Genomic DNA, 19,868 nt, shown 5'->3' on the forward strand with positions numbered 1-19,868 from the left:
TGGTGTTTAGCGGGAGGCTACTACCTCGCCTATCCTGACGCCCTGTGGTTCTTTGGGGTTGGCGGGGTGGGTGCCTTTCAGCGACAGTATATAGCTGGAGATCTGCTGGATTTGCAGCGGGTTAAGCTGATTTTTCCAGGCGATCATCCCTTTTTCGGGTATCCCCTCCATGATAGTATGGAATATTTCGTTGATCTGACCCCCGTGCAGCCAGTACTCGTCGGTCAGGTTCGGGCCAACTTTTCCTTCGCCCTGTTCGCCATGGCAGGCGGTACAATACTGGGTGTACAGCGCCTTGCCGGATTCCAGTCCCTTCGCGTCGGCCAGTACGGTTACGGTATTCTCGTTGATATTGCCGGCCACTTTTTTGAGGTAAGCCTCCCGCTGCTGTTCGGCAATGGCTACTTCTTTGGTGTACTCGTCGATTTGGAGATCGCCGGTGCTTATCACGTGGTAGGCAATCAGGTACACAACCCCAAAGGCAATGGTGCCGTAAAACAGGTACATAAACCAGGGCGGTGTCGGGTTGTCGAGTTCGTGGATACCGTCGTAGTTATGCTCCATCATCAGGTCGTTCTCCTGGCTCATGGGCAGCAGGCCGGTAACGTATTGCTGCCAGAAGGTTTTCTTCGGCTTAATCTCTACAGCCTGTGCCGCTTCGGCCGGCGGGTTCAGCGCCCGAACGGTCAGGTACAGGTAAACGGCCTGGACCAGCACCAGCGAACAGACCAGGATGATGATGCCGATCACCGAGACCAGAAACACATCCTCCAGGGTTTTGATGCCGCTAAACAGGCCGTCGGAGCCGGGTGCACGCAGCAGAATAGTTTGTAACATGGGCAGATTCATGGCTATAAGCTGCAAAAGATTAATCGTTAGAATCATCCAGCGGTAGCCGGCTGATGTGTTTGATATGGTTCCGGTCTACCAGCGCCAGGTAGAGGCCTACCAGCACAAAAAAGACCAGAAAGGTGAGGAAAGACGTGACCATATACACATCTGCTCCGGGTATCTTGGTGATGAATTGCCTGAACATGTCTTTATAGTGATGAACGATGAACGGGAGGGCGACGAAACCGAATGGTGAATAGAATTGCGTCAGCTATTCATCATTCATCGTTAATCATTTATCGTTATTTCTGTGCTGTCTCCAGCTTTTTGATGTCGGTTCCGATGCGTTGCAGGTAGGCGATGAGGGCGACGATTTCGCGGTCTTTGTCGACTTTGATGCCGTCTTTGCTCAGCCGGTCGGTGATTGCCTGCGCCTGCTTGTCCATGTCGGCCTCGGCGTAGGCAATTTCCATGTCGCTGTACGGTACACCCACTGATTTCAGGGCTTTCAGTTTGGCCTGGGTGCTTGATGCATCCAGCTTCTGATCAATCAGCCAGGGGTAAGCCGGCATAATTGAGTTGGGCGACATAGCGTTCGGGTCGCGCATGTGGTGGTAATGCCAGGAGTCGGGATATTTGCCGCCTTCGCGGTGCAGATCCGGTCCGGTTCGCTTGGAACCCCAGAGGAACGGGTGGTCATATACGAATTCACCCGCTTTCGAGTATTCCCCGTACCGCTCAGTCTCGCTGCGGAATGGCCGCACCAGTTGGCTGTGGCAGTTGACGCAGCCTTCGCGGATGTAGAGGTCACGCCCTTGTACTTCCAGGGCGGTGTAGGGTTGCACGGTAGTGATGGTCGGCACGTTGGATGCTACCATGAACGTTGGGATCAGCTCGATCAGCGAACCGATCAGGATCATCACCAGCGAACCAATCAGCAGCGGGATGGGCTTGCGCTCAAACCACCGGTGCCAGTAGGTATCGTGCCCGGTAGCCACATATTCCTTCGCCAGCACCGGCGCTTCGGCGGGTTCGTTGGCGACCAGCGTACCGGCGGCCATAGTCTTGAACAGGTTATACGCCATCAGGATTGCACCGGCCAGGTAAAGCGTACCCCCAAAGGCCCGCATCATGTGCATCGGGATAAGCTGCATGGTGGTTTCCAGGAAGTTCGGGTATTTCAGCACCCCTTCCGGGGTAAATTCTTTCCACATCATACCCTGCGCAAAGCCGGATATATACATCGGCACGGCATAAAAGATGATCCCCAGTGTACCGACCCAGAAGTGGATGTTCAGCAGTTTCTTCGAGTACAGCGGGGTGTGGTACATTCTAGGGATTAGCCAGTACAGAATGGCGAAGGTCAGGAAGCCGTTCCAGCCCAGGGCACCCACGTGTACGTGTGATACGACCCAGTCGGTAAAGTGCGCGATGGCGTTTACGTTTTTCAGCGACAGCATCGGGCCTTCAAAGGTGGCCATACCGTAGGCGGTTACTCCCACCACCATAAACTTCAGAATGGTGTCTTCCCGCACTTTATCCCAGGCACCGCGCAAGGTCAGCAGCCCGTTCAGCATACCACCCCATGAGGGAGCAATCAGCATGATCGAAAATACGACACCCAGCGACTGTGCCCAGTCGGGCAGCGAACTGTACAGCAGGTGGTGCGGACCCGCCCAGATATAGATAAATATCAAGGCCCAGAAGTGCAGGATCGAGAGTTTATACGAATAAACCGGACGGTTGGCCATTTTGGGCAGGAAGTAGTACATCAGGCCCAGGAACGGTGTAGTCAGAAAGAACGCTACCGCATTATGCCCGTACCACCACTGCACCAGGGCATCCTGCACACCGGCGTACATAGAGTAGCTTTTCAGGAAGCTAACGGGCACTTCCATCGAGTTCACCAGGTGCAGCACGGCTACCGTAATAAAGGTAGCGATGTAGAACCAGATGGCTACGTAAAGGTGACGCTCCCGGCGCTTGATGATGGTCCCGAACATATTGATCCCGAATACCACCCAGATCAGGGTGATGGCAATGTCGATCGGCCATTCCAGTTCGGCGTACTCCTTGGAGGTAGTCATTCCCAGCGGCAGCGTCAGCGCGGCCGCGACAATGATCAACTGCCAGCCCCAGAAGTGAATCTTACTGAGCAGGTCGCTGAACATCCGGGCCTTGCAGAGCCGCTGTAGCGAGTAGTAGACGCCCATGAAAATGGCATTACCCACAAAGGCGAAGATCACCGCATTGGTATGCAGCGGGCGAATCCGGCCGAAGGTGGTGTACTGAGTGCCCAGGTTCATAGCCGGCGAGAAGAGCTGTGAGGCAATGAGGACACCAACCAGCATACCGACAACACCCCAGATGATGGTAGCGACACCGAAGTTGCGGACAATCAGGTTGTCGTACTCAAAGCGCTCCGCCACGGGCTTGCCCGTAATGGGTTTCCTGCGGTCGGGCGAGTCCACGCCGGGCGCATCGAGTGGCGTTTGTTTGAGAGAAACGTTCATACAGTTTAGTGATTTGCGGTAGGGGTACGTTCATCGTCATCCAGCAGGACGCGGATCGAGGGCGTGTAGAGGTCGTCATGCTGACCCTGGCGCATCGACCAGAAAAAGGCTCCCAGAAACCCCAGGGCCAGCGTCATGCTTATACCGATCATTACGAATATGATTTGCATCGTCGTTACCTTTTAGCACATCAAAGTTCCGGTTTGCGGCAGGCAGGCCCTATGAGGAATGTCAGGCGGAGGGCTGATTTGGATCAGGGCTGTAGAGAGTTGCCGGAAAGCTTGGCAAAAACTTATGTTTTTGCCATTAATTTTGACAAAAAATCAAGTATGCTACCGAGGAAGATCTATTCAGCGCTGGAAGAGCACCTGCAACAGAAGAGCGTCACTGTGCTGACGGGGATGAGACGGGTAGGCAAATCGACCGCCGTTCAGCATCTGCTAAACCTGGTGCCGCACAACAATAAAGTGTATCTGGATCTGGAGAAAGCAGGTACCTGCTGAACCAGCCAAATTATAAAGATGTAGAGATTGGTCTGGCCATTGAAGGTATTGATCTGAGTCAGCCGGCAGTAGTGGCATTGGACGAAATTCAACTGGTACCCAACAGTACCAGCGTAATTAAATACCTGTATGATACCTATCAGGTGAAATTTATCGTTACCGGTTCCAGTTCGTTACTGGGAAGTACGCTGGGTATTCATCGCCAGAAGATTAAGGACTATCTGAACCTGCTGGAGTACACATACTTCATTCATATGGTTCCTGCATTTACCCGTAACGTAGATCGGGAGCTATCGAGGCAGGAAAAAGTGTATCTGGCCGATACCGGCCTGTTACAGACATTAGGACAGGTGAGTAGCGGACAAGTATTCGAGAATGCGATTGCTATCCAGTTGAAGCGGCTCGGTGAGCTGCATTATTACCAGAAAGCAACCGGGCAGGAGATTGATTTTGTGTTGAATAGTGACCAGGCTATTGAGGTAAAGGAAACGCCTGCGCCCCATGACCTTCAGGTACTGCAAAACCGGGCGAAGGCTATACAACTGGAAAAGCGAGTGTTGATCGGGCGTTATCAGCCTGGCAGTGACTTTGCGAATTTCGTATGGGGAGGCAACGTCTTCTGAATCTGTTTAAAGGGACAATACCCGTCAGGCAGGTCCAGGCCGGGAGGGGCGAGTAATGTCTATTCGGAGGAAACGTTGTTGCTGCCAAAACGGGTCCTGTACCTGGCAGACCGTACGATAAAAGCCTTTTAACTATTCAAATAAGTGTGTAACTTTCTCATAAACTCATAACCAGCAAGATTATGAAAGTACTACACTGCAAAGACGCGGGTTTCGACTGTGAAGCGGTCGTGCGTGCCGAGACCGACAACGAAGTTCTGGAGCAGGCAGCAGCCCATGCCTCCTCGGTTCACCACGTAACGGTAACGCCCGAGATGGCGGAACAGATCAAGGGTTTGATTCAGGAAGAAAATGCCTAATCCTCAACAGAGGTATACAGGTGTGCAGTAAGCCACGGCAACAAAAGGCCGTGGCTTCTGTTTTTTATAGACCCGTTGTTCGCTACCAATGTTGAGTGCCTATGGAAATGCTGCTGTCGGCCCTGATTATCGGGTTTATCATCTATTTGCGCATCCAGGCCGATAAAGAAGCCGGTTGGGAGAAAGAAGTTGACGAGTATCAGGAAGGCATTGCGCTGTTCAGAAGCAGGCAGACAGATGACGCCCTGGCCTATTTCAACCGGAAAATTGCCGCCAACCCTAAGTCAAGTATAGCCTACCTGTACCGGGCCCGCTGCTACCGGGCACTGGGTAATGTAGCGGCTGCCAAAGAAGACCTGAAAACGGCCGGGAGCTACAACGAAACCGTGCCCGGTATCCACCTCGAACGCGGGCAGATCTATTTCGACGAGCAAAACTATGATGCAGCCTTCGCGGCCTTCGACAAAGCCGTTTTTCATTCATTTGGGACCAGAGCCGACGCTTTTCGGTGGCGGGGGCTGGCCCGGCAGCAGCTTGGTCAGGCCGAAACCGCCCGGCATGATATGGACAAGGCCGAGGCTATTGCCGGCCAGGCCCATGACGCCAATGCCCCGGAAGCCGATATGTCCGATCCGGCTTTCTTTAATCGCCGTTTGCTCATAAACGCAGGTATGACTATCCTGAACAGTCTGATCCTGCTGTTTGTCATAAAACGAAGTCCGGTTATTCACTGGCCATACCTGCTGGCAGCCTCGTCGGCGGCCGGTATCGGCTTTATCGAACCCCGTAAAGGCTGGGTGCTGGCGCTGCTGCAGGTAATTACTCTTTGGGGGGGGTATACTTTTTTTACGGCTCCTCCGGACACTAACAATGAGCAGGAACTAGAGTGGTTTAACTTATACGGAACCATTATGCTGACATTTGCGGGAAGTTTTGTGGGCGGGGTACTCAAGCGGGCACTTGACCGGTAGGTTTAACATAATATACCCTCTTATTTTTGATTCTATGTCAAATTTTTACTATTTGTCGATTGGTGTTGTCAAACCTGTATGGTCAATAGTAATTTATGCTTGTCTTTCTAAAGTGGTAGAGGATATAGGTATTTCCTGCATTAAGTTAAACATAATCGGGCAATTATTTTATGGGTAATCTGAACAAATTTTATTTAGAAGTACAGTCATTGAGTAGCTTACAGATCATACCCAAAGAGTTTATAAGAGCGGCATCTGTTCAATCGGCAGGCGTAACACTTGATGCAGCATCTTATCGCAGAAAGATTGAAGCACTGAGAGAACTGGCGTTATCGCAACTGCTTGAACTGGATAAAGAAAAGATTCAATGGCATGTCAACCGGATTATTTTTATTCAGAACCGGCTGGACTGGTTCCGGGCATTTCTGAACAGCCACCGCGAATGTTACCTGGAAAACTCATCTTACCCGGAAGATTTTCTTGCCGAACTTCAGCATCATATTTCCATTGATGAATTACCGCATGACTTACCGGCTGATGAATTGGTGCTTTTTTTTGATAATCTGAAAAACCTGCTGGACGTTCGGGAGTTTACCATTAATTATCTGCTACATGCAATCCGAACCATAACGGGTATAGAAGGTCGGTTGTATACCAGCACAACATTCGAGTATGCTGTTGGTAGTAAGGCTAAATATTACCGGGGGGGCGGACAGAATACGGCTTTACATACAGTTTCCCGGATGGTGGAGCCGGACAAAATTCAGCCCATGAACGTCAAAAGTAAGCGTTATAGGAGAAGGTAACTGTGGAAATTATGCGGACTGGTTGTAAGTTTACCGGTTGTATTGTGCTATACATATTATCGCATGCCAGACATCTCAAAATCTGAAGCTGTTTTTAAAGGCCTGTGCCCCCGCTGCCGTCAGGGTAAAATCTTCCGCTATTCAGCCTTCAACCCATCCCGCTTTGCAGACATGTACGAACATTGCCCGCATTGCAATTTCCGGTATGAGATTGAGCCCGGCTATTTCTGGGGAGCCATGTTTGTGAGCTACGCCTTATCGGCCGGCATTGCGCTGGTCATGGGGTTTGTCCTGTTCTATGGCTTCGGTGATCCTGAGGGCTGGGTGTACGTAATTGTAATTGCTCCGCTGCTGGTGCTGCTGACGCCAATTAACTTTCGGATTTCACGGGTGTTATGGCTGCACTTTGTTTCGGGAGTCAGATATAATCCGAATTTATAAACAAAACGGTTTTTATTCAGGACCGGCCATTGCCTGCTTGTAGCATTTGGAGGATCAGATCAATTTTCTGGCCCATATCAGTCTGGCCGGTTTTGAGCCCGGCTACATCCTGCTGAAGCTGAGTCTGACCGGTTTTGAGCCCGGCTACATCCTGCTGAAGCTGAGTCTGACCGGTTTTTATATCGGCAACTTCCCGTAAAAGAAATTGGATGGTATCGCTTTGTTTTGAGACCGTTTCGATAACCTGGCCAACGACTAAAATTAACTGCCGATTCTGAGCCGTTATACGGTCTAACTGGGCGGATACCTCCGCTACTAATGGCTCTAACTGGTCAAGTCTCTTTTCCGGTGTCATACCAGCAAAGTAATCATAAGGAGGACTAATAAACAAGCGTTCTCATGAGGTTTACGCCGTAGTGCCCCCACAGCTCGAACCGGCTCCGGCGGTGCAGCCGTAACAGTGTTCGTTCAGGACAATGTTACGGCGGTTCAGCAGGTCGGCATTGAAATCTCTGATGTGGCGGATCGGGCCCTCTACCGTCAGGTCGAGCATCTGGTTGAAGTCGCAGTCGTACAACTGACCGTCATAGCCCACTGATATGGTATTCCGGCACATAACCCCGGTGGCCGCAGCCGGATTGAAGGCGTTGATGAGCTTTTCCATATATCCGTGGTAGTTGCCCGATGCGATCAGGAAGTCCAGGTAACGGCTGACGGGCATGTTGGTGATGGCATACAGGTCGTTGAAAACCACCTCAAACTCATCGTGCAGTACCCGCTTAAACTGCCGCTTTAAGCCCTCCTGCGAGCCGGGCAGAAAGGCTCCGCTCGGGTTATACACCAGGTTTAGGTGCAGGCCGGAACCTTCCTGACCGTAGCCCACAGCGTTGAGCATCTTCATAGCTTTGATGGAATCCTCGAAGACGCCCTTCCCGCGCTGCCGGTCGGTTTTGTCGGCATTGTAGAACGGCAATGAACTGACTACCTCAACCTGATGGTCGCGGTAGAAAGCCGGCAGGTCGTAGTATTTGGGATTAGCCACCACAATGGTCAGGTTACAGCGCACCATTACCTTGCGGCCCCGCTGGTGAATCTCCTCCACAAACCAGCGGAAATGGGGGTTCATCTCCGGTGCCCCGCCGGTCAGGTCAACCGTAGCAATATCGGTCTGATCCAACACATCCAGGCACTGCTGCATGATCTCGCGGGTCATGATTTCCTTCCGGTCCGGGCCGGCATCGACATGGCAATGCTTACAGGTCTGGTTGCACATCTTCCCGACGTTGACCTGGAAGATGTCGATACCCGTCGGGCGGAGTGGAAAGAGCCCGGCGGCATTCATTTTTTCCTGAAAGAGAGGGAGCCGCAAGTTGCCGGCTACTTCTTCGTGCAGCAGTTCCAGTTGAACGGCAGTATCGGCCAGTTGGTGGCCGGAGGCTTTGAGACTTTTCATTCAGCGTCTGTACAACGGAATTGTATTCCGTTGTACGATTACATCGACAATTCCTTTACCTTATTCATCATCTGAACACTATGTACCAGCGAGGAACCGCTCCGGATGGCGGCTGCTACGTGTACGGCTTCCATCATCTCCTGTTCCGAGCAGCCTTTTTCCATCGTGTCTACCGTGTAGGCATCAATGCAGTAGGCGCACTGGACGGTATGGGCTACAGCCAGGGCGATCAGGGATTTTTCGCGGGCGGTCAGGGCACCATCGGCAAAAACGGCACCGTAGTAGGAGAAATATTTGTCGGCCAGTTCTTTCTGAAACTCACCAATAGTACCAAACTTCTTGAGGTCTTCCGGATTGTAATAGGTTTCCATACAGGGTTTTTAACTAACAAGTAAATTATATACGAAAATGTTTGTGATTGCGATTGGTTGGTGGCCGGTGAATCTGGCGGCTATTCGTACATCCGGCGTAACCGGTTATACGTCTGCCGGAGTATATAATCGGCCAGGTTCGGTAAGAAACGATTCATCCACGCGTTCAGGTGTCCTAAAGCCGACAAAATAGTTTGTTTTTTGCGATTTTTAATATGCTTCAGAATAGCCAGAGCTACTTCGGTCTGCGATTTCTGCCACCGGAGCGGGCGATAAGCAATAGGCACCGGGACTCCCTGCGCGTTGAGCACCCGCTTCTCCGGGTCATTGCGGGTAAAACCCAGGTAAACAACGCCGATATGCATACCGGTATGGGCCAGCTCCAGCCGTAGGGTGTGCGCCAGGTTGGCCAGCGCAGCCTTGCCGGCGCAGTAGGCTGACGAACTGGGCATACCGTTGATGGCCGATATAGACGAAATAAATGTTACACTACCTTTGGACCGGATCAGGTGGGGAAGGGCGGCCTTTAGCGGATAAACGGAGCCATACACATTGCTGTCCAGCACTTGCCGGAATACGTCGGGCTGCGTCTCCGCAAAATACGCCCGCATGGAGATACTGGCATTGGTAATCAGGATATCGATGCTGCCGAAGGCCAGCAAGGCGGCATCGATTAGTCGGTTACAGCTTTCGTAGCAGGTTACGTCGGCCAGGCAACTCACTACGGTAAACCCTAATTCAACACACTCGTTATAGGTTTGCGTCAGCTTCTCCGGCGTCCGGCCGTTCAGCACTACTCTGGCTCCCTGTCTGCCCAGTTCCAGGGCCGTTGCCCGGCCGATGCCCGATTCGGAGCCGGTGACGATGGCCACTTTTCCGGCGAAAAAGCCGGCCGGCGCAGCAACGGCTGTTGCCCGGTCACTCACTGGTAGTTTTTGACGTCTGTCGTTGGGGCTTTCTGGTGCTTTAATTAACATAACCTTGCTTAATGAACCAGTCAATTGCTTCCTGAATGGCTAGTCGTATCGGAGTAGCTGGTAAGTCTAACTCTTGTCTGGCTTTATCTACGGAAAAGTAATGCCCATCAATGGCTACCTTCATCATCGCGCTGTTTATAAGCGCCGGTTTGCCGGTGATCCGGGCAATAAGGTCACATAAATGACCATAAGTCAGTGCCGGCCAGTCGGGAATCTGAAAACGGGGCGGTTTTACCTGCATCACCTCCGCCATCAGCCGGAAGGCTTCCTGGTAACTCAGGTTTTCGTTGCCGAGAATATAGTGCTCACCGGTTCGGCCCTGGCTCAGCGCATTCACCGTAGCGACCGCCACATCGCGAACGTGCACATAGTTTTTACCTCCTCCGGTATAGCCCGGTACCCGCCCCCGGTACAGTTCCAGCAGCATGGCGTTGGAGGTCGGCCTGGCGTCCAGCGGCCCCAGCATAAAGGTCGGGTGAACCGATACGACCGGCAGTCCCCATTGCCGGCTGGTTTTAGTCACCAACTGGCTGGCCGCGTACTTGCTGTCTATATAGTCGAGTCCGTACGGGTACCCCTTGTAGGGTGTCTCCTCATTTCCTGGCTGCGCCTGGCTGCCAAATCCAAATACATTGGCGGTACCCACATAAACAAGCCGTTGTGCCCGCGCTTTATGAGCGGCATACAGCACATTTTCGGTGCCGCTCAGGTTGACGTCCCAACTTAGTTGCGACCGTGCCGGGTTTACCTGGGCCAGCGCGGCTGCGTGGATGATATAGTCACATTGCCGGGCGGCTGCTTCTACCTCAGCCGGTTGCCGAATATCGCCCTGCGCAAATGTTAGGGGCAGTCTGTTGAGGGTGCTCCGGTTGCTGCCGGGGCGTACAAATGCCCGTACTGCATAACCACGTGTCAGTAACTCGCGCGCCAGGTGACTGCCCAGAAAGCCATTGGCACCCGTCAGCAGAACAGTCGGCATCAGCGGTAGTTTAACAGTTGTTTATAGGTATGGGCGATGCGGGAAGGAGCAATGTTCAGGTAAAACATCAGAAAAGCGGTAAGGTTGGCAATCTGCACCCGAAACCAGCTATTGGTCTCATACTTACGGGCCGAAACAATCACATCTTTGGGGATAATGCAGAAGCGGGCCTGCCGGCGGATGCGTACGATCATGTCGAAGTCTTCCATGATAACATACCGTTCGCTGAAGCCACCCAGGCGGTCGAACAGCGAGCGGGTGATGAATAAGGTCTGGTCACCCCCACGGCTCATTAAGCCAGGAAACCGGGTGCCGAAGCTGTTCAGGCGGAGCATCGGATGTGGGGAGTCGAACCGGAATCGGTAACAGCCGGCTTCGTAGTGATTCCGGAGGGCCTGTTCAATATCGGCAACAAAATCCGGATTGATTTTTACATCGGCATGAACAAAATACAGGACACTGCCGGTTGCCTGCCGGGCGGCATAGTTCATCTGAGCGGCCCGGCCTGGTTTGGGGCAGGTCAGGACGTTGGCTCCGGCTTGCCGGGCAACACCACAAGTATTGTCTGTACTGGCAGCATCGGCTACAAGTATATCGGCAATTCGTCCTTGCCCAAAGGTTCGTACATCCGCTACCACCTGGGCAATATGGGCTGCTTCATTGAACGTAGGGATAATAACGCTGATTGTCATACACATACTTAGAATGCTTCTCCTACAGTAAAGTAAAACCCACTGGATTGATGTCCCCTGGCGTAATCGAGTCGGAGGTTCAGGTGCTCGCGCCGGTTCACCGTAAACCGGAGGCCGGCTCCGTAAGCGCCTTTAGAGTCGTTCAGCCGAAACAGCCGCTGTTCGTTACCCAGCACCCCAACCGAGCTAAACACCACACCACCTAGCCGTCGCCAAATGTTGAGCCGTAGCTCCGTTTGGAGTAAGGCCAGATGCTGATCCCGGAATTGCCCTTCATAATACCCCCGTCCTCGTTTGCCACCACCGAGCAGCGCCATGGCATTGAACGGCGCCTGGCCAGTCGTGAAGCTACTAAAATAATTAACGGCTAGTATGGCCCACCGGCTTACCGTATGGTAAGAAGATATATCGGCCTGCCAGCGGTCAAAGCGAACGGTACTGCCCAAACCGTATCCGTGGGTCAGGTAAGCCAAGTCAACCACAACTCCTTTTGTGGGGAAGAATACGTTGTCGCGGGTATCGTAAAACAGCCCCAGTCCGGCGCCGGACAACCGGCTGCCGCGGCCCCCCGGCACATCGCCACTGACCAGCAGGCCATTCGGCACTACATCGGTAACCTGATAATCTTCATACTGGTAGCGTACACCGGCATACAGCCGATTGGCTACCCGCCGGAACACATTCAGCCGGATGCGGGGGAAGTTGACCCCGTACAACTCGGCAGGAACAGTACGCTGACCAAAGCCGAAGAAAAAATAATTGTAGCGGTAGTAGCCGGCCTCACCGTTGGCGTAATAGCGGTTGTTGCGGTAAAAAAGCTGAAAGGGCAGATACACCAGAAACTGCTTATTCTGCGTGTAAGCTGCGCCAAGGGTAAGTTGCGACGGCCGGGCTGTGAGCGAGTCGCGTCGGAAGCGAAAGGTAGCGGTGGCGGCCGCCCCATAAGCCAGCCGGGTTTCGGGCGTGTAATAAACAACCGGGAGCGGTAATACACTGAACCGCCGGGTAAGACTATCGGCCAGTTGCGAAAATCCGGTATCTGGCAGTAACAGCAATAGGAGACAGGCTCTTTTATAAGTCGTTCCGCTCATTCAGGGTATCAATATACACGGTATAACACAATATACGAGTTAATGGGCCGAACAGTTTTACCCGAACTACGTGCTTAGCGGTAATACCATCCTCTTTATTGCTCAGATTCGCCGGCAATGGCCCAGGCTAAAATGTACCCGCTGGGAAATCCCCAATCAGAAATCCCCCATGTTGTACTTTAATGAGGTATTTTTGAAATTTATGTATAGCTAATTTTGTGTATTGTATTTAAATGGGAATTATATATGCTATTTAAAAGTATTTAGCGAATTATATTTTGAGTTTATTAGTAATTGCCTATTTTTGATTCAACAACAAAACGCAATCGCAGCCTTACTTAACAGATTGTTCGCTGGCCGCACTACCGAACAGTCTTTACCGGACGCCCTTAGCCTGCACTTGTAAGCAGGTAGGCCCGCTTGCCGGTCCCTGGTCTACCTGGGGGTATTTTCTTCCATTTTATTTCTGTGTCCTGATCACGGCTATATGCCGACTGCTGAGCTATTGCCTGTTCCAACGGCAACTCGCTTAGGCTTAGCCGACAACGTCTTGTCCGGAGTCAATCCGGGCACCCTTCTTTTGTCATGCCCCCGGCTGCTCAAAGGCCGGGCGAAGCGGCCAGTGTCCCGTCCCGAAAAGCACCGGGGGTACATGACAAAGGCAGTTTATCGATTCCCAACATAACCTGAATAAACTATGAGGAAACAATTACTGCTGTGGATGCTGGTGAGTCTGCTCCCGGCGCTGGCGGCCCAGGCCCAGTCGCGCATCCTATCCGGAACCATCCGGTCTGCGGAGGAAGGCCCGTTACCAGGGGTTAATATTATTGTAAAGGGAACCCAGCTTGGTTCCTCAACGGACTCGGACGGTAAATTCAGTCTGAGTGTTCCTGCCGAGAATGCAGTTCTGATTATCAGCTCAATTGGCTTTATCACCGAAGAAATTACCGTGGGCAACCGGTCGAAACTTGACCTGACGCTCAAAGCGGATGTGCGTGCGCTGGCGGAGGTGGTGGTAACCGCTTTCGGGGTGCAGAAAGAAGTAAAATCGCTGGGTTACGGGGTTCAGGAGATCAAGGGTCAGCAACTGACCGAAGCCCGCGCGGCTAACGTGGTCAACGGGCTGTCCGGTAAAATTGCCGGTCTGCGGGTCAGCTCCAACGGCGGTCCCGGCAGCGGCTCTACCATTCAGATTCGCGGTCAGGCCTCGATCGGGGGTAATAATCAGCCGCTGGTGGTTGTCGATGGCGTACCCATTCAGCAGTCGTTCGATAAACGGTATGGCTCCGGCATCTCCGAGGTAAATCCCGATAATATCAAAGACATCAGCGTCCTGAAAGGGCCCAACGCGGCCGCTCTGTATGGGTCGCGGGCGGCCAACGGGGTTATCCTGATCACCACTAAAAACGGTTCGGGTACCAAGGGCATCGGCGTAGAAATAAATTCGAACGTAACGTTTGAGCGGCCGTGGATCAAGCCCCAGTTCCAGAATACCTATGGTGGGGGCAATGGTTACCGCACCTGGTACAGCGATGGCTGGAGCGGTGCCATCACCGATCCGCTCGAAATCCAGCAGTACCGGGCTGCCTATGGACCGAATGCTCCGCTTTCGGGTACCGACGGCACCGACGAAAGCTGGGGCGCTCCGATGGACGGCCGACTGGTGCGTCACTGGTGGTCGGGCAAAGAGGTAGCCCCGCTGACGCCGAACCCCAACAACTGGGAAGATTTCTGGCAGACCGGTCAAAGCATCACGAATAACGTGGCCCTGTCGGGGGGGAACGACAAAGGCAACTTCCGCCTGTCGGTCGGCCGGCTGGATCAGAAAGGTATTGTGTATTACAACGATTACTTCCGGAACAATTTCAAATTCAACTCCGGCTATAACTTCACTTCCCAGTTCAGCGCCACCATTTCGGCCGAGTACATCAAAACCGGCGGCAACCGGAGCTACAGCAGCGGTCAGGAGTTTATCTGGGCGCACCGGCAGACCGATTATACCAAACTGCGCAACTGGCGCGATTATACGGCCGTGCATATCCAGCGGGCCGTAGCCGGCCGGCCCGCCGATACCGATCCGCCCAACTGGCAGCATACGTTCTTTACCAACCCGTACTACTTATCGGAGCTGCTGCCGTCTGATAATGAAAAAGACCGGCTGGTCGGTAATATCGCGCTCAACTACAAGATTCTGCCGTACCTGACGCTGATGGCCCGTACCGGCACCGACGTCTGGACCGATACCCGCATCAGCATTGGCAACTTTGAGCGGGTACGGAACGGCAACCGGACCCCCGGCGCTTTCTCGGAGGAGGTGCTACGCCGGCAGGAGACCAACCACGATGTTATTTTAACCTTTAATAAGGCCATTAACAGCGACTTCGCCACCAACATCCAGGTTGGCGGTATCCAGCGGACCAACTATTATAAGCGGAACTTCCTGAATGTGGGCGCTCTGGTAGTTGATGGGCTGTACAATGTCGGTAATGCGAACCCAAGCATGAACCGGGCCGAGAGCCGGATCGAGAAGTCGCAGGTGAACAGTGCGTTTGGCGCGGCCGAAATCAGTTACAAGAACGCGCTCTTCCTGAACGCTACCGCCCGCAACGACTGGTCGAGCACGTTGCCGTCCGACAATCGGTCTTACTTCTACCCCTCTATTTCGTCCAGCGCCGTACTGACGGATCTGCTGAACATCCAGAGTGGGGTGCTGTCGTTCGGCAAGATCCGGGCCAGTTGGGCGCAGGTGGGAAATGATGCCCAGCCTTATCAGTTGATGCAGACATTCCTGGCCGGAACATCCTGGGCCGGTTCGACGCCGGTGTTCTACGAAAATACCCAGATTGCCAACTCCTCACTCAAGCCGGAGATCACCACCGGTACCGAACTGGGGCTGGACGTTCGTTTCCTGAAGGGCCGTATCGGTCTGGATGTGACCTACTACAGCCAGGTTTCGCGGAACCAGATCCTGGGGGTCGAAATCTCCAAGGCTACCGGGTACAATACCCGCATCCTGAACGCCGGTGCCATTACCAACAAAGGCCTGGAGGTAGTACTGACCGGCACCCCCGTGAAATTGCCGAACGGCTTTACCTGGGAAACCACGCTCAACTACGCCCGCAACCGCAACAAAGTGATCGAACTGGCTGAGGGCCTGAATAACATCGTGCTGGGTGCCCGGCAGGGCCTCAACACCGAAGCGCGGGTAGGACAGCCGTACGGTACCTTCTTCGGCACGGGCTTCGAGCATGCGCCCGACGGACAGATCCTCTACAACGCCAACGGGCTGCCGGTAGTGTCGGCTACTCCCCGCGTGCTGGGTAATATCCAGCCGAAGTGGACTGGTGGCTGGTTAAATGCCGTTAGTTTCCGGGGTATTTCGGCCTCGGCTCTGATCGATGTGAAATGGGGTGGCGACTTCTACGACGAAGGAACCGGTACCGCCCGCTGGACCGGTCAGTACGCCGAAACCGCCGTGGGCCGGGAAGAGGGTATCATCGGTAAGGGGGTCGTAAACGTAGGGTCACGGGAGAATCCGCAGTACGTGCCTAATACGGTGATCGTACCCGCCCGGACGCTGTACGCCTATAACAACCCGCGCAGCTATCACGAAGCCGCCATCTTCGACGGTAGCTACGTCAAACTCCGCGAAGTAACGCTGGGCTATAACCTCCCGGCTGGGTTCCTGAGCCGGATGAAGGTCAAATCGGCGAAGATATCGCTGGTGGGCCGGAACGTACTGATGCTGTTCAACAATAATCCGCACATCGACCCGGAAGTAGACCGCTTTGGCGCCAACCAACAGGGGTTTGCCTATGGTGAACTGCCGAGTTCGCGCAGCCTGGGGGCTAATCTAAGCCTGTCGTTCTAACCCTCCGTCACCGCTAACGAAACGAATCCGTCTATGAAGAAGATAAATATATCTGCGCTCCTGGTGGTTCTGCTGACCCTGGCCGGAGCCTGTACTAAAGATTTCGACAAGATGAACGTCGACCCCAACAGTCCGACGTCCATCAGTCCGCAATACCTGTTGCCGTACGCCCTCGAAACGTCTATCGACCGGTACTGGGGCGTCCGGACCCGCTTTGAGCGGCTCAACCTCGACGGCGCCATGTGCTGGATGCAGTACCTGACCCGCAACATCTATTCCAATGAGGGCGATAACTACGAAGTGTCGGTGGGTTTTTACAACAACAACTGGCGGGCCTTTTTCAACGACAGCCAGGTCAACTACCAGCGGATCATCAACCTGGCCGGACCAGGTGGCAAGTTCGAGAACGCAAACTACGAGGGCGTGGCACTGGTCATGCGCTCCTGGGTGTTTTCGCTGCTGACGGATGTGTACGGCCCCATACCGTACACCGAATCCCTGAAGGGAACTACCGATACCCCTAACTATGTACCGGCCTACGATTCGATGGATAAAGTGTATGCCGGGCTGCTGAACGACCTGAAGGTCGCCAACGAAAAACTGAGCACGACCGGCCCCGCCATTGCCGGCGACATTTTGTACAACGGCAATATCCTGCGGTGGAAGCGGTTTGCCAACTCGCTGCGGCTGCGGCTCGCCAACCGGCAGGCGGTGAAGAAACCGGCGGAGTCTAAAGCCATCATGGCCGAAATCCTGGGCGACCCGGTAAAATACCCCATCTTCACCAGTAATGCCGATAACGCGTCTCTGGTCAACTCAACCGTACTGCCGAGCAACAACGAGTGGCATCAGGTGATGATCCAGGACGGCCGGACCGACTGGAACATCAGCAGCACCCTGGCCGATAAGCTGAACGCGCTGGGCGATACCCGGATCACGGTGTACGCCAACCCGAACAAAGACGGCAAATACCTGGGTCATCCCAACGGGCTGCCCGATGCCGTAGCAACCACCTTCCTGGGCACCAGTTCGGTCCTGGGTAACTACTTCACCCAGGCAACCGCGCCGAGCGTGATCATGACCTTTGCCGAACTGAACCTGATTCTGGCAGAAGCGGCCGTAGACGGTGATATTACCGGCAACGCACAGACGTTTTTTGAGCGGGGCATCACAGCCTCTTTTGACCAGTACGGGCTGAAAGTTCCGGATGGATACCTGACCCGGATCGGGACTGTCACCAAAGAAAAGGTAATGGAGCAGAAATGGATCGCCTTGTTCGGGCAGGCCATTGAAGCCTGGACGGAGTACCGCCGTACCGGTTTGCCGGTGCTGCCGGCCAAAGACCCCCGCGCCGTATTTGCCAACGATGGTGTGCTGCCAACCCGCCTGAAATACCCTAACTCGGAGTATTCGCTGAACGAAGTGAAACTGAAAGAAGGTATTGGCCTGCTGGGTGGAGCGGATGATATGAAGAGTAAGCTGTGGTGGGTGGAGAAGTAGTAAGGAGGAATGATTAATGATGAACGATGAATGGCTATGAAGAGATATAAGACATTGATTTTGGGCTTGCTGGCGGGAGGACTGCTGGCGGGCTGTGAGAAGAAAGTAGATCCGTTTGTGGATCGGGTGGCGGCTCCGGTACTGGTCGTGATCGACAATGCCGTAGGCGATGGCGGTGGCACCGTTGCCGAGCCGGTGGTGTCGCAGAAAGTGTCCGGTCCGGTTACGCTGGGTGTCCGGATCTATGAACTCGACAAAAGCGGTATCCTGAACAACAAAGTGGGCATTGATTCTATTCCGGTAACGTCGCTATCCATCAAACTGACCAAACGCGACGGCACGGCCCTGGGCGAACTCAAGACGGATGCCAAAGGCAAAGCCAGCCTGACCAAAACCTGGGCAGAACTGGGCATAGCTGATCCGAAAGCCGGTTTATCGGTATCACTCACCTGGACCGGCGCACACAAAGGCCAGGCCTTTTCCCGCCTGTCGCGGGTGCAGGCAGTCAATTAAAATCGTTTGAGGTTTGACGTTTGAGGTTGCTTCGACAATTCAAACGTCAAACCTCAAACCTTAAACCTCAAACGTCAAACCCCAACATACCCAATGAATCTAAATCGTCGTGACTGGCTGCGGGCCAGTATGCTCATGGGAACCGGTCTGGTGACCGCTCCGGCTGCGTATTGTGAACCCTGGCTCGATGAGGCCGCCACCGCTGTACCGGCTCTGGCACCCAAAGCAGGCCTGAAAGCCCGGCTGTCGGCCAACGAGAACCCGTATGGACCCTCGCCCAAAGCCATCAAAGCCATTGCCGAAGCGTCGTCGGAAGGCTTTTTGTACCCGTTCCAGTATGCCGGTGAGTTGAAGAAGATGATTGCTGCCCAGGAGGGTGTTCCCGAAAGTCACATTCTGCTGAGTGCCGGTTCGGGCTCGCTGCTGACGGCGGCCGCCCTCTACTACACCTACAAACAGCCCGGCGGGGCCATTCTGTCGGCCGACCCTACCTATGAGCAACTCATGCGGGCGGCGGTGGCTCACGGGGCCGGCTGGGAAAAGGTACCCCTCACCGGCGGCAGCTACGACCATGACCTGGCGGAGATGGAGAAGCGCGTTTCCGACAAAACCAGCCTGGTGTATGTCTGCAACCCCAACAACCCGACGGGCGTGACCATCGATCCGGTGCAGCTCCGGGCGTTTGTCGAGCGGGTATCGGCCAAAAAGCCGGTATTTGTCGATGAGGCTTATATCCACTACACGAGTGACCCGGTCAAGTACTCGGTTATCGACAATGTAAAGAAAGGACAGGACGTGCTGGTGGCCCGGACTTTTTCCAAGATCTACGGCATGGCCGGTCTGCGCATGGGCTATCTGGTGGGTAAGCCTGAAACGCTGGCCGCCATCATGAAGTGGGGGGGCGGGCCCGGCGAACTGAGCATGACCACCATCCGGGCGGCTCTGGCCTGCTACAAGGATGAGGAGTTTATTAAGTTTTCGTTGGGTAAAGGCCTGGAAGCCCGTGAATTCCTGTACGCTACCCTGAAGCAGAACGGGTACACCTACCTGCCGTCGGGCACCAATTTTGTGCTGTTTCCGATCCGCATGAAAGGCGATGCCTTTATCGGTAAGATGATGGAGCAGGGCGTAAGCGTGCGGCAGTGGAAGTTCGACGGCCAGTACTGGTGCCGCGTCAGCCTCGGTACGATGGACCAGATGAAGGCGTTTGCCGATGCGTTGAAAGTGGTGAGTTAATTTTTAGTCAATAGTCGTTAGTTAATAGTCGATAGTCGTTAGTGGCTTCGCCGGTTTTACTAACGACTATTGACTACCCCAATTTTTACTATTGACTATCGACTAACGACTATTGACTCTCTTACCTTTGCGGGGAAA

21 protein-coding genes are annotated in these 19,868 nt (G+C 53.8%); 11 read left to right on the top strand and 10 right to left on the bottom strand.

All coding sequences use genetic code 11. From position 1 onward, the window contains the following. Nucleotides 1-6: 6 nt before the first annotated feature. From ABD931_RS13475 to ccoS, 4 genes are all read right to left on the bottom strand, one after another. Nucleotides 7-849 (bottom strand): cbb3-type cytochrome c oxidase N-terminal domain-containing protein, encoded by an 843-nt coding sequence (locus ABD931_RS13475; protein ID WP_345267915.1) that lies wholly within the window; start codon nucleotides 847-849, stop codon nucleotides 7-9. 19 nt (nucleotides 850-868) lie between these two features. Further along, nucleotides 869-1,036 (bottom strand): hypothetical protein, encoded by a 168-nt coding sequence (locus ABD931_RS13480; protein WP_345267917.1) that lies wholly within the window; start codon nucleotides 1,034-1,036, stop codon nucleotides 869-871. A 97-nt stretch (nucleotides 1,037-1,133) separates the two neighbouring features. Then, the gene (gene ccoN / locus ABD931_RS13485; RefSeq protein WP_345267919.1) at nucleotides 1,134-3,344 is read right to left on the bottom strand and encodes a cytochrome-c oxidase, cbb3-type subunit I; all 2,211 of its coding nucleotides are present in this window, start codon (nucleotides 3,342-3,344) and stop codon (nucleotides 1,134-1,136) included. 5 nt (nucleotides 3,345-3,349) lie between these two features. After that, entirely contained in the window at nucleotides 3,350-3,514 is a 165-nt protein-coding gene (gene ccoS, locus ABD931_RS13490) for a cbb3-type cytochrome oxidase assembly protein CcoS (RefSeq protein WP_345267921.1), read from the bottom strand. Nucleotides 3,515-3,673: 159 nt separating this feature from the next. Between ccoS and ABD931_RS13495 the strand changes: the two genes are divergently transcribed. From ABD931_RS13495 to ABD931_RS13525, 7 genes are all read left to right on the top strand, one after another. Continuing rightward, complete coding sequence (locus ABD931_RS13495; RefSeq protein WP_345267923.1) at nucleotides 3,674-3,847, top strand: AAA family ATPase; 174 nt, start codon at nucleotides 3,674-3,676, stop codon at nucleotides 3,845-3,847. 71 nt (nucleotides 3,848-3,918) lie between these two features. Then, complete coding sequence (locus tag ABD931_RS13500) at nucleotides 3,919-4,470, top strand: DUF8612 domain-containing protein (protein WP_345267925.1); 552 nt, start codon at nucleotides 3,919-3,921, stop codon at nucleotides 4,468-4,470. A 182-nt stretch (nucleotides 4,471-4,652) separates the two neighbouring features. Further along, the gene (locus ABD931_RS13505) at nucleotides 4,653-4,829 is read left to right on the top strand and encodes a DUF1059 domain-containing protein (protein ID WP_345267927.1); all 177 of its coding nucleotides are present in this window, start codon (nucleotides 4,653-4,655) and stop codon (nucleotides 4,827-4,829) included. A 101-nt stretch (nucleotides 4,830-4,930) separates the two neighbouring features. Continuing rightward, nucleotides 4,931-5,800 carry a tetratricopeptide repeat protein gene (locus ABD931_RS13510; protein ID WP_345267929.1) on the top strand — a complete coding sequence of 290 codons (870 nt, stop codon included), beginning with the start codon at nucleotides 4,931-4,933 and terminating at the stop codon, nucleotides 5,798-5,800. Nucleotides 5,801-6,009: 209 nt separating this feature from the next. Beyond that, a complete protein-coding gene (locus ABD931_RS13515) occupies nucleotides 6,010-6,606 on the top strand; it encodes a hypothetical protein (RefSeq protein ID WP_345267931.1) in 597 nt (198 codons plus the stop codon). Between the two features lie 63 nt (nucleotides 6,607-6,669). Next, entirely contained in the window at nucleotides 6,670-7,047 is a 378-nt protein-coding gene (locus ABD931_RS13520) for a DUF983 domain-containing protein (protein WP_345267933.1), read from the top strand. A gap of 46 nt (nucleotides 7,048-7,093) precedes the next feature. Further along, nucleotides 7,094-7,246, top strand: a complete 153-nt coding sequence (locus ABD931_RS13525; RefSeq protein ID WP_345267935.1) for a hypothetical protein — start codon at nucleotides 7,094-7,096, stop codon at nucleotides 7,244-7,246. A gap of 207 nt (nucleotides 7,247-7,453) precedes the next feature. Here the strand turns inward: ABD931_RS13525 and arsS are convergent, their stop codons facing one another. The 6 genes from arsS to ABD931_RS13555 form a co-directional block, all read right to left on the bottom strand. Beyond that, nucleotides 7,454-8,500: an arsenosugar biosynthesis radical SAM (seleno)protein ArsS gene (arsS, locus tag ABD931_RS13530; protein ID WP_345267937.1), complete on the bottom strand. Its 1,047-nt coding sequence runs from the start codon at nucleotides 8,498-8,500 to the stop codon at nucleotides 7,454-7,456. Nucleotides 8,501-8,538: 38 nt separating this feature from the next. Then, a complete protein-coding gene (locus ABD931_RS13535) occupies nucleotides 8,539-8,871 on the bottom strand; it encodes an arsenosugar biosynthesis-associated peroxidase-like protein (protein WP_345267938.1) in 333 nt (110 codons plus the stop codon). Nucleotides 8,872-8,951: 80 nt separating this feature from the next. Further along, on the bottom strand, nucleotides 8,952-9,848 hold the full coding sequence (locus ABD931_RS13540; protein ID WP_345267940.1) for an SDR family oxidoreductase: 897 nt from the start codon (nucleotides 9,846-9,848) through the stop codon (nucleotides 8,952-8,954). Continuing rightward, nucleotides 9,838-10,827 carry an NAD-dependent epimerase/dehydratase family protein gene (locus tag ABD931_RS13545; protein ID WP_345267942.1) on the bottom strand — a complete coding sequence of 330 codons (990 nt, stop codon included), beginning with the start codon at nucleotides 10,825-10,827 and terminating at the stop codon, nucleotides 9,838-9,840. The genes ABD931_RS13540 and ABD931_RS13545 overlap by 11 nt, the downstream gene beginning before the upstream one ends. Continuing rightward, nucleotides 10,827-11,519 (bottom strand): TIGR04283 family arsenosugar biosynthesis glycosyltransferase, encoded by a 693-nt coding sequence (locus ABD931_RS13550; protein WP_345267944.1) that lies wholly within the window; start codon nucleotides 11,517-11,519, stop codon nucleotides 10,827-10,829. The genes ABD931_RS13545 and ABD931_RS13550 overlap by 1 nt, the downstream gene beginning before the upstream one ends. An 8-nt stretch (nucleotides 11,520-11,527) precedes the next feature. Beyond that, a complete protein-coding gene (locus ABD931_RS13555; RefSeq protein ID WP_345267946.1) occupies nucleotides 11,528-12,574 on the bottom strand; it encodes a BamA/TamA family outer membrane protein in 1,047 nt (348 codons plus the stop codon). A 733-nt stretch (nucleotides 12,575-13,307) separates the two neighbouring features. Here ABD931_RS13555 and ABD931_RS13560 point away from each other — a divergent pair. The 4 genes from ABD931_RS13560 to ABD931_RS13575 all read left to right on the top strand — a co-directional run bounded on the left by ABD931_RS13560 (nucleotide 13,308) and on the right by ABD931_RS13575 (nucleotide 19,730). Next, nucleotides 13,308-16,481 carry a SusC/RagA family TonB-linked outer membrane protein gene (locus ABD931_RS13560; protein WP_345267948.1) on the top strand — a complete coding sequence of 1,058 codons (3,174 nt, stop codon included), beginning with the start codon at nucleotides 13,308-13,310 and terminating at the stop codon, nucleotides 16,479-16,481. Between the two features lie 33 nt (nucleotides 16,482-16,514). Continuing rightward, complete coding sequence (locus ABD931_RS13565) at nucleotides 16,515-17,981, top strand: SusD/RagB family nutrient-binding outer membrane lipoprotein (RefSeq protein WP_345267950.1); 1,467 nt, start codon at nucleotides 16,515-16,517, stop codon at nucleotides 17,979-17,981. A gap of 36 nt (nucleotides 17,982-18,017) precedes the next feature. Next, nucleotides 18,018-18,494 (top strand): hypothetical protein, encoded by a 477-nt coding sequence (locus ABD931_RS13570; RefSeq protein ID WP_345267952.1) that lies wholly within the window; start codon nucleotides 18,018-18,020, stop codon nucleotides 18,492-18,494. 93 nt (nucleotides 18,495-18,587) lie between these two features. After that, entirely contained in the window at nucleotides 18,588-19,730 is a 1,143-nt protein-coding gene (locus tag ABD931_RS13575; protein WP_345267954.1) for a pyridoxal phosphate-dependent aminotransferase, read from the top strand. Nucleotides 19,731-19,868 lie beyond the last annotated feature (138 nt).

Source organism: Nibrella viscosa, assembly GCF_039541875.1.
Taxonomy (GTDB): Bacteria; Bacteroidota; Bacteroidia; order Cytophagales; family Spirosomataceae; genus Nibrella; species Nibrella viscosa.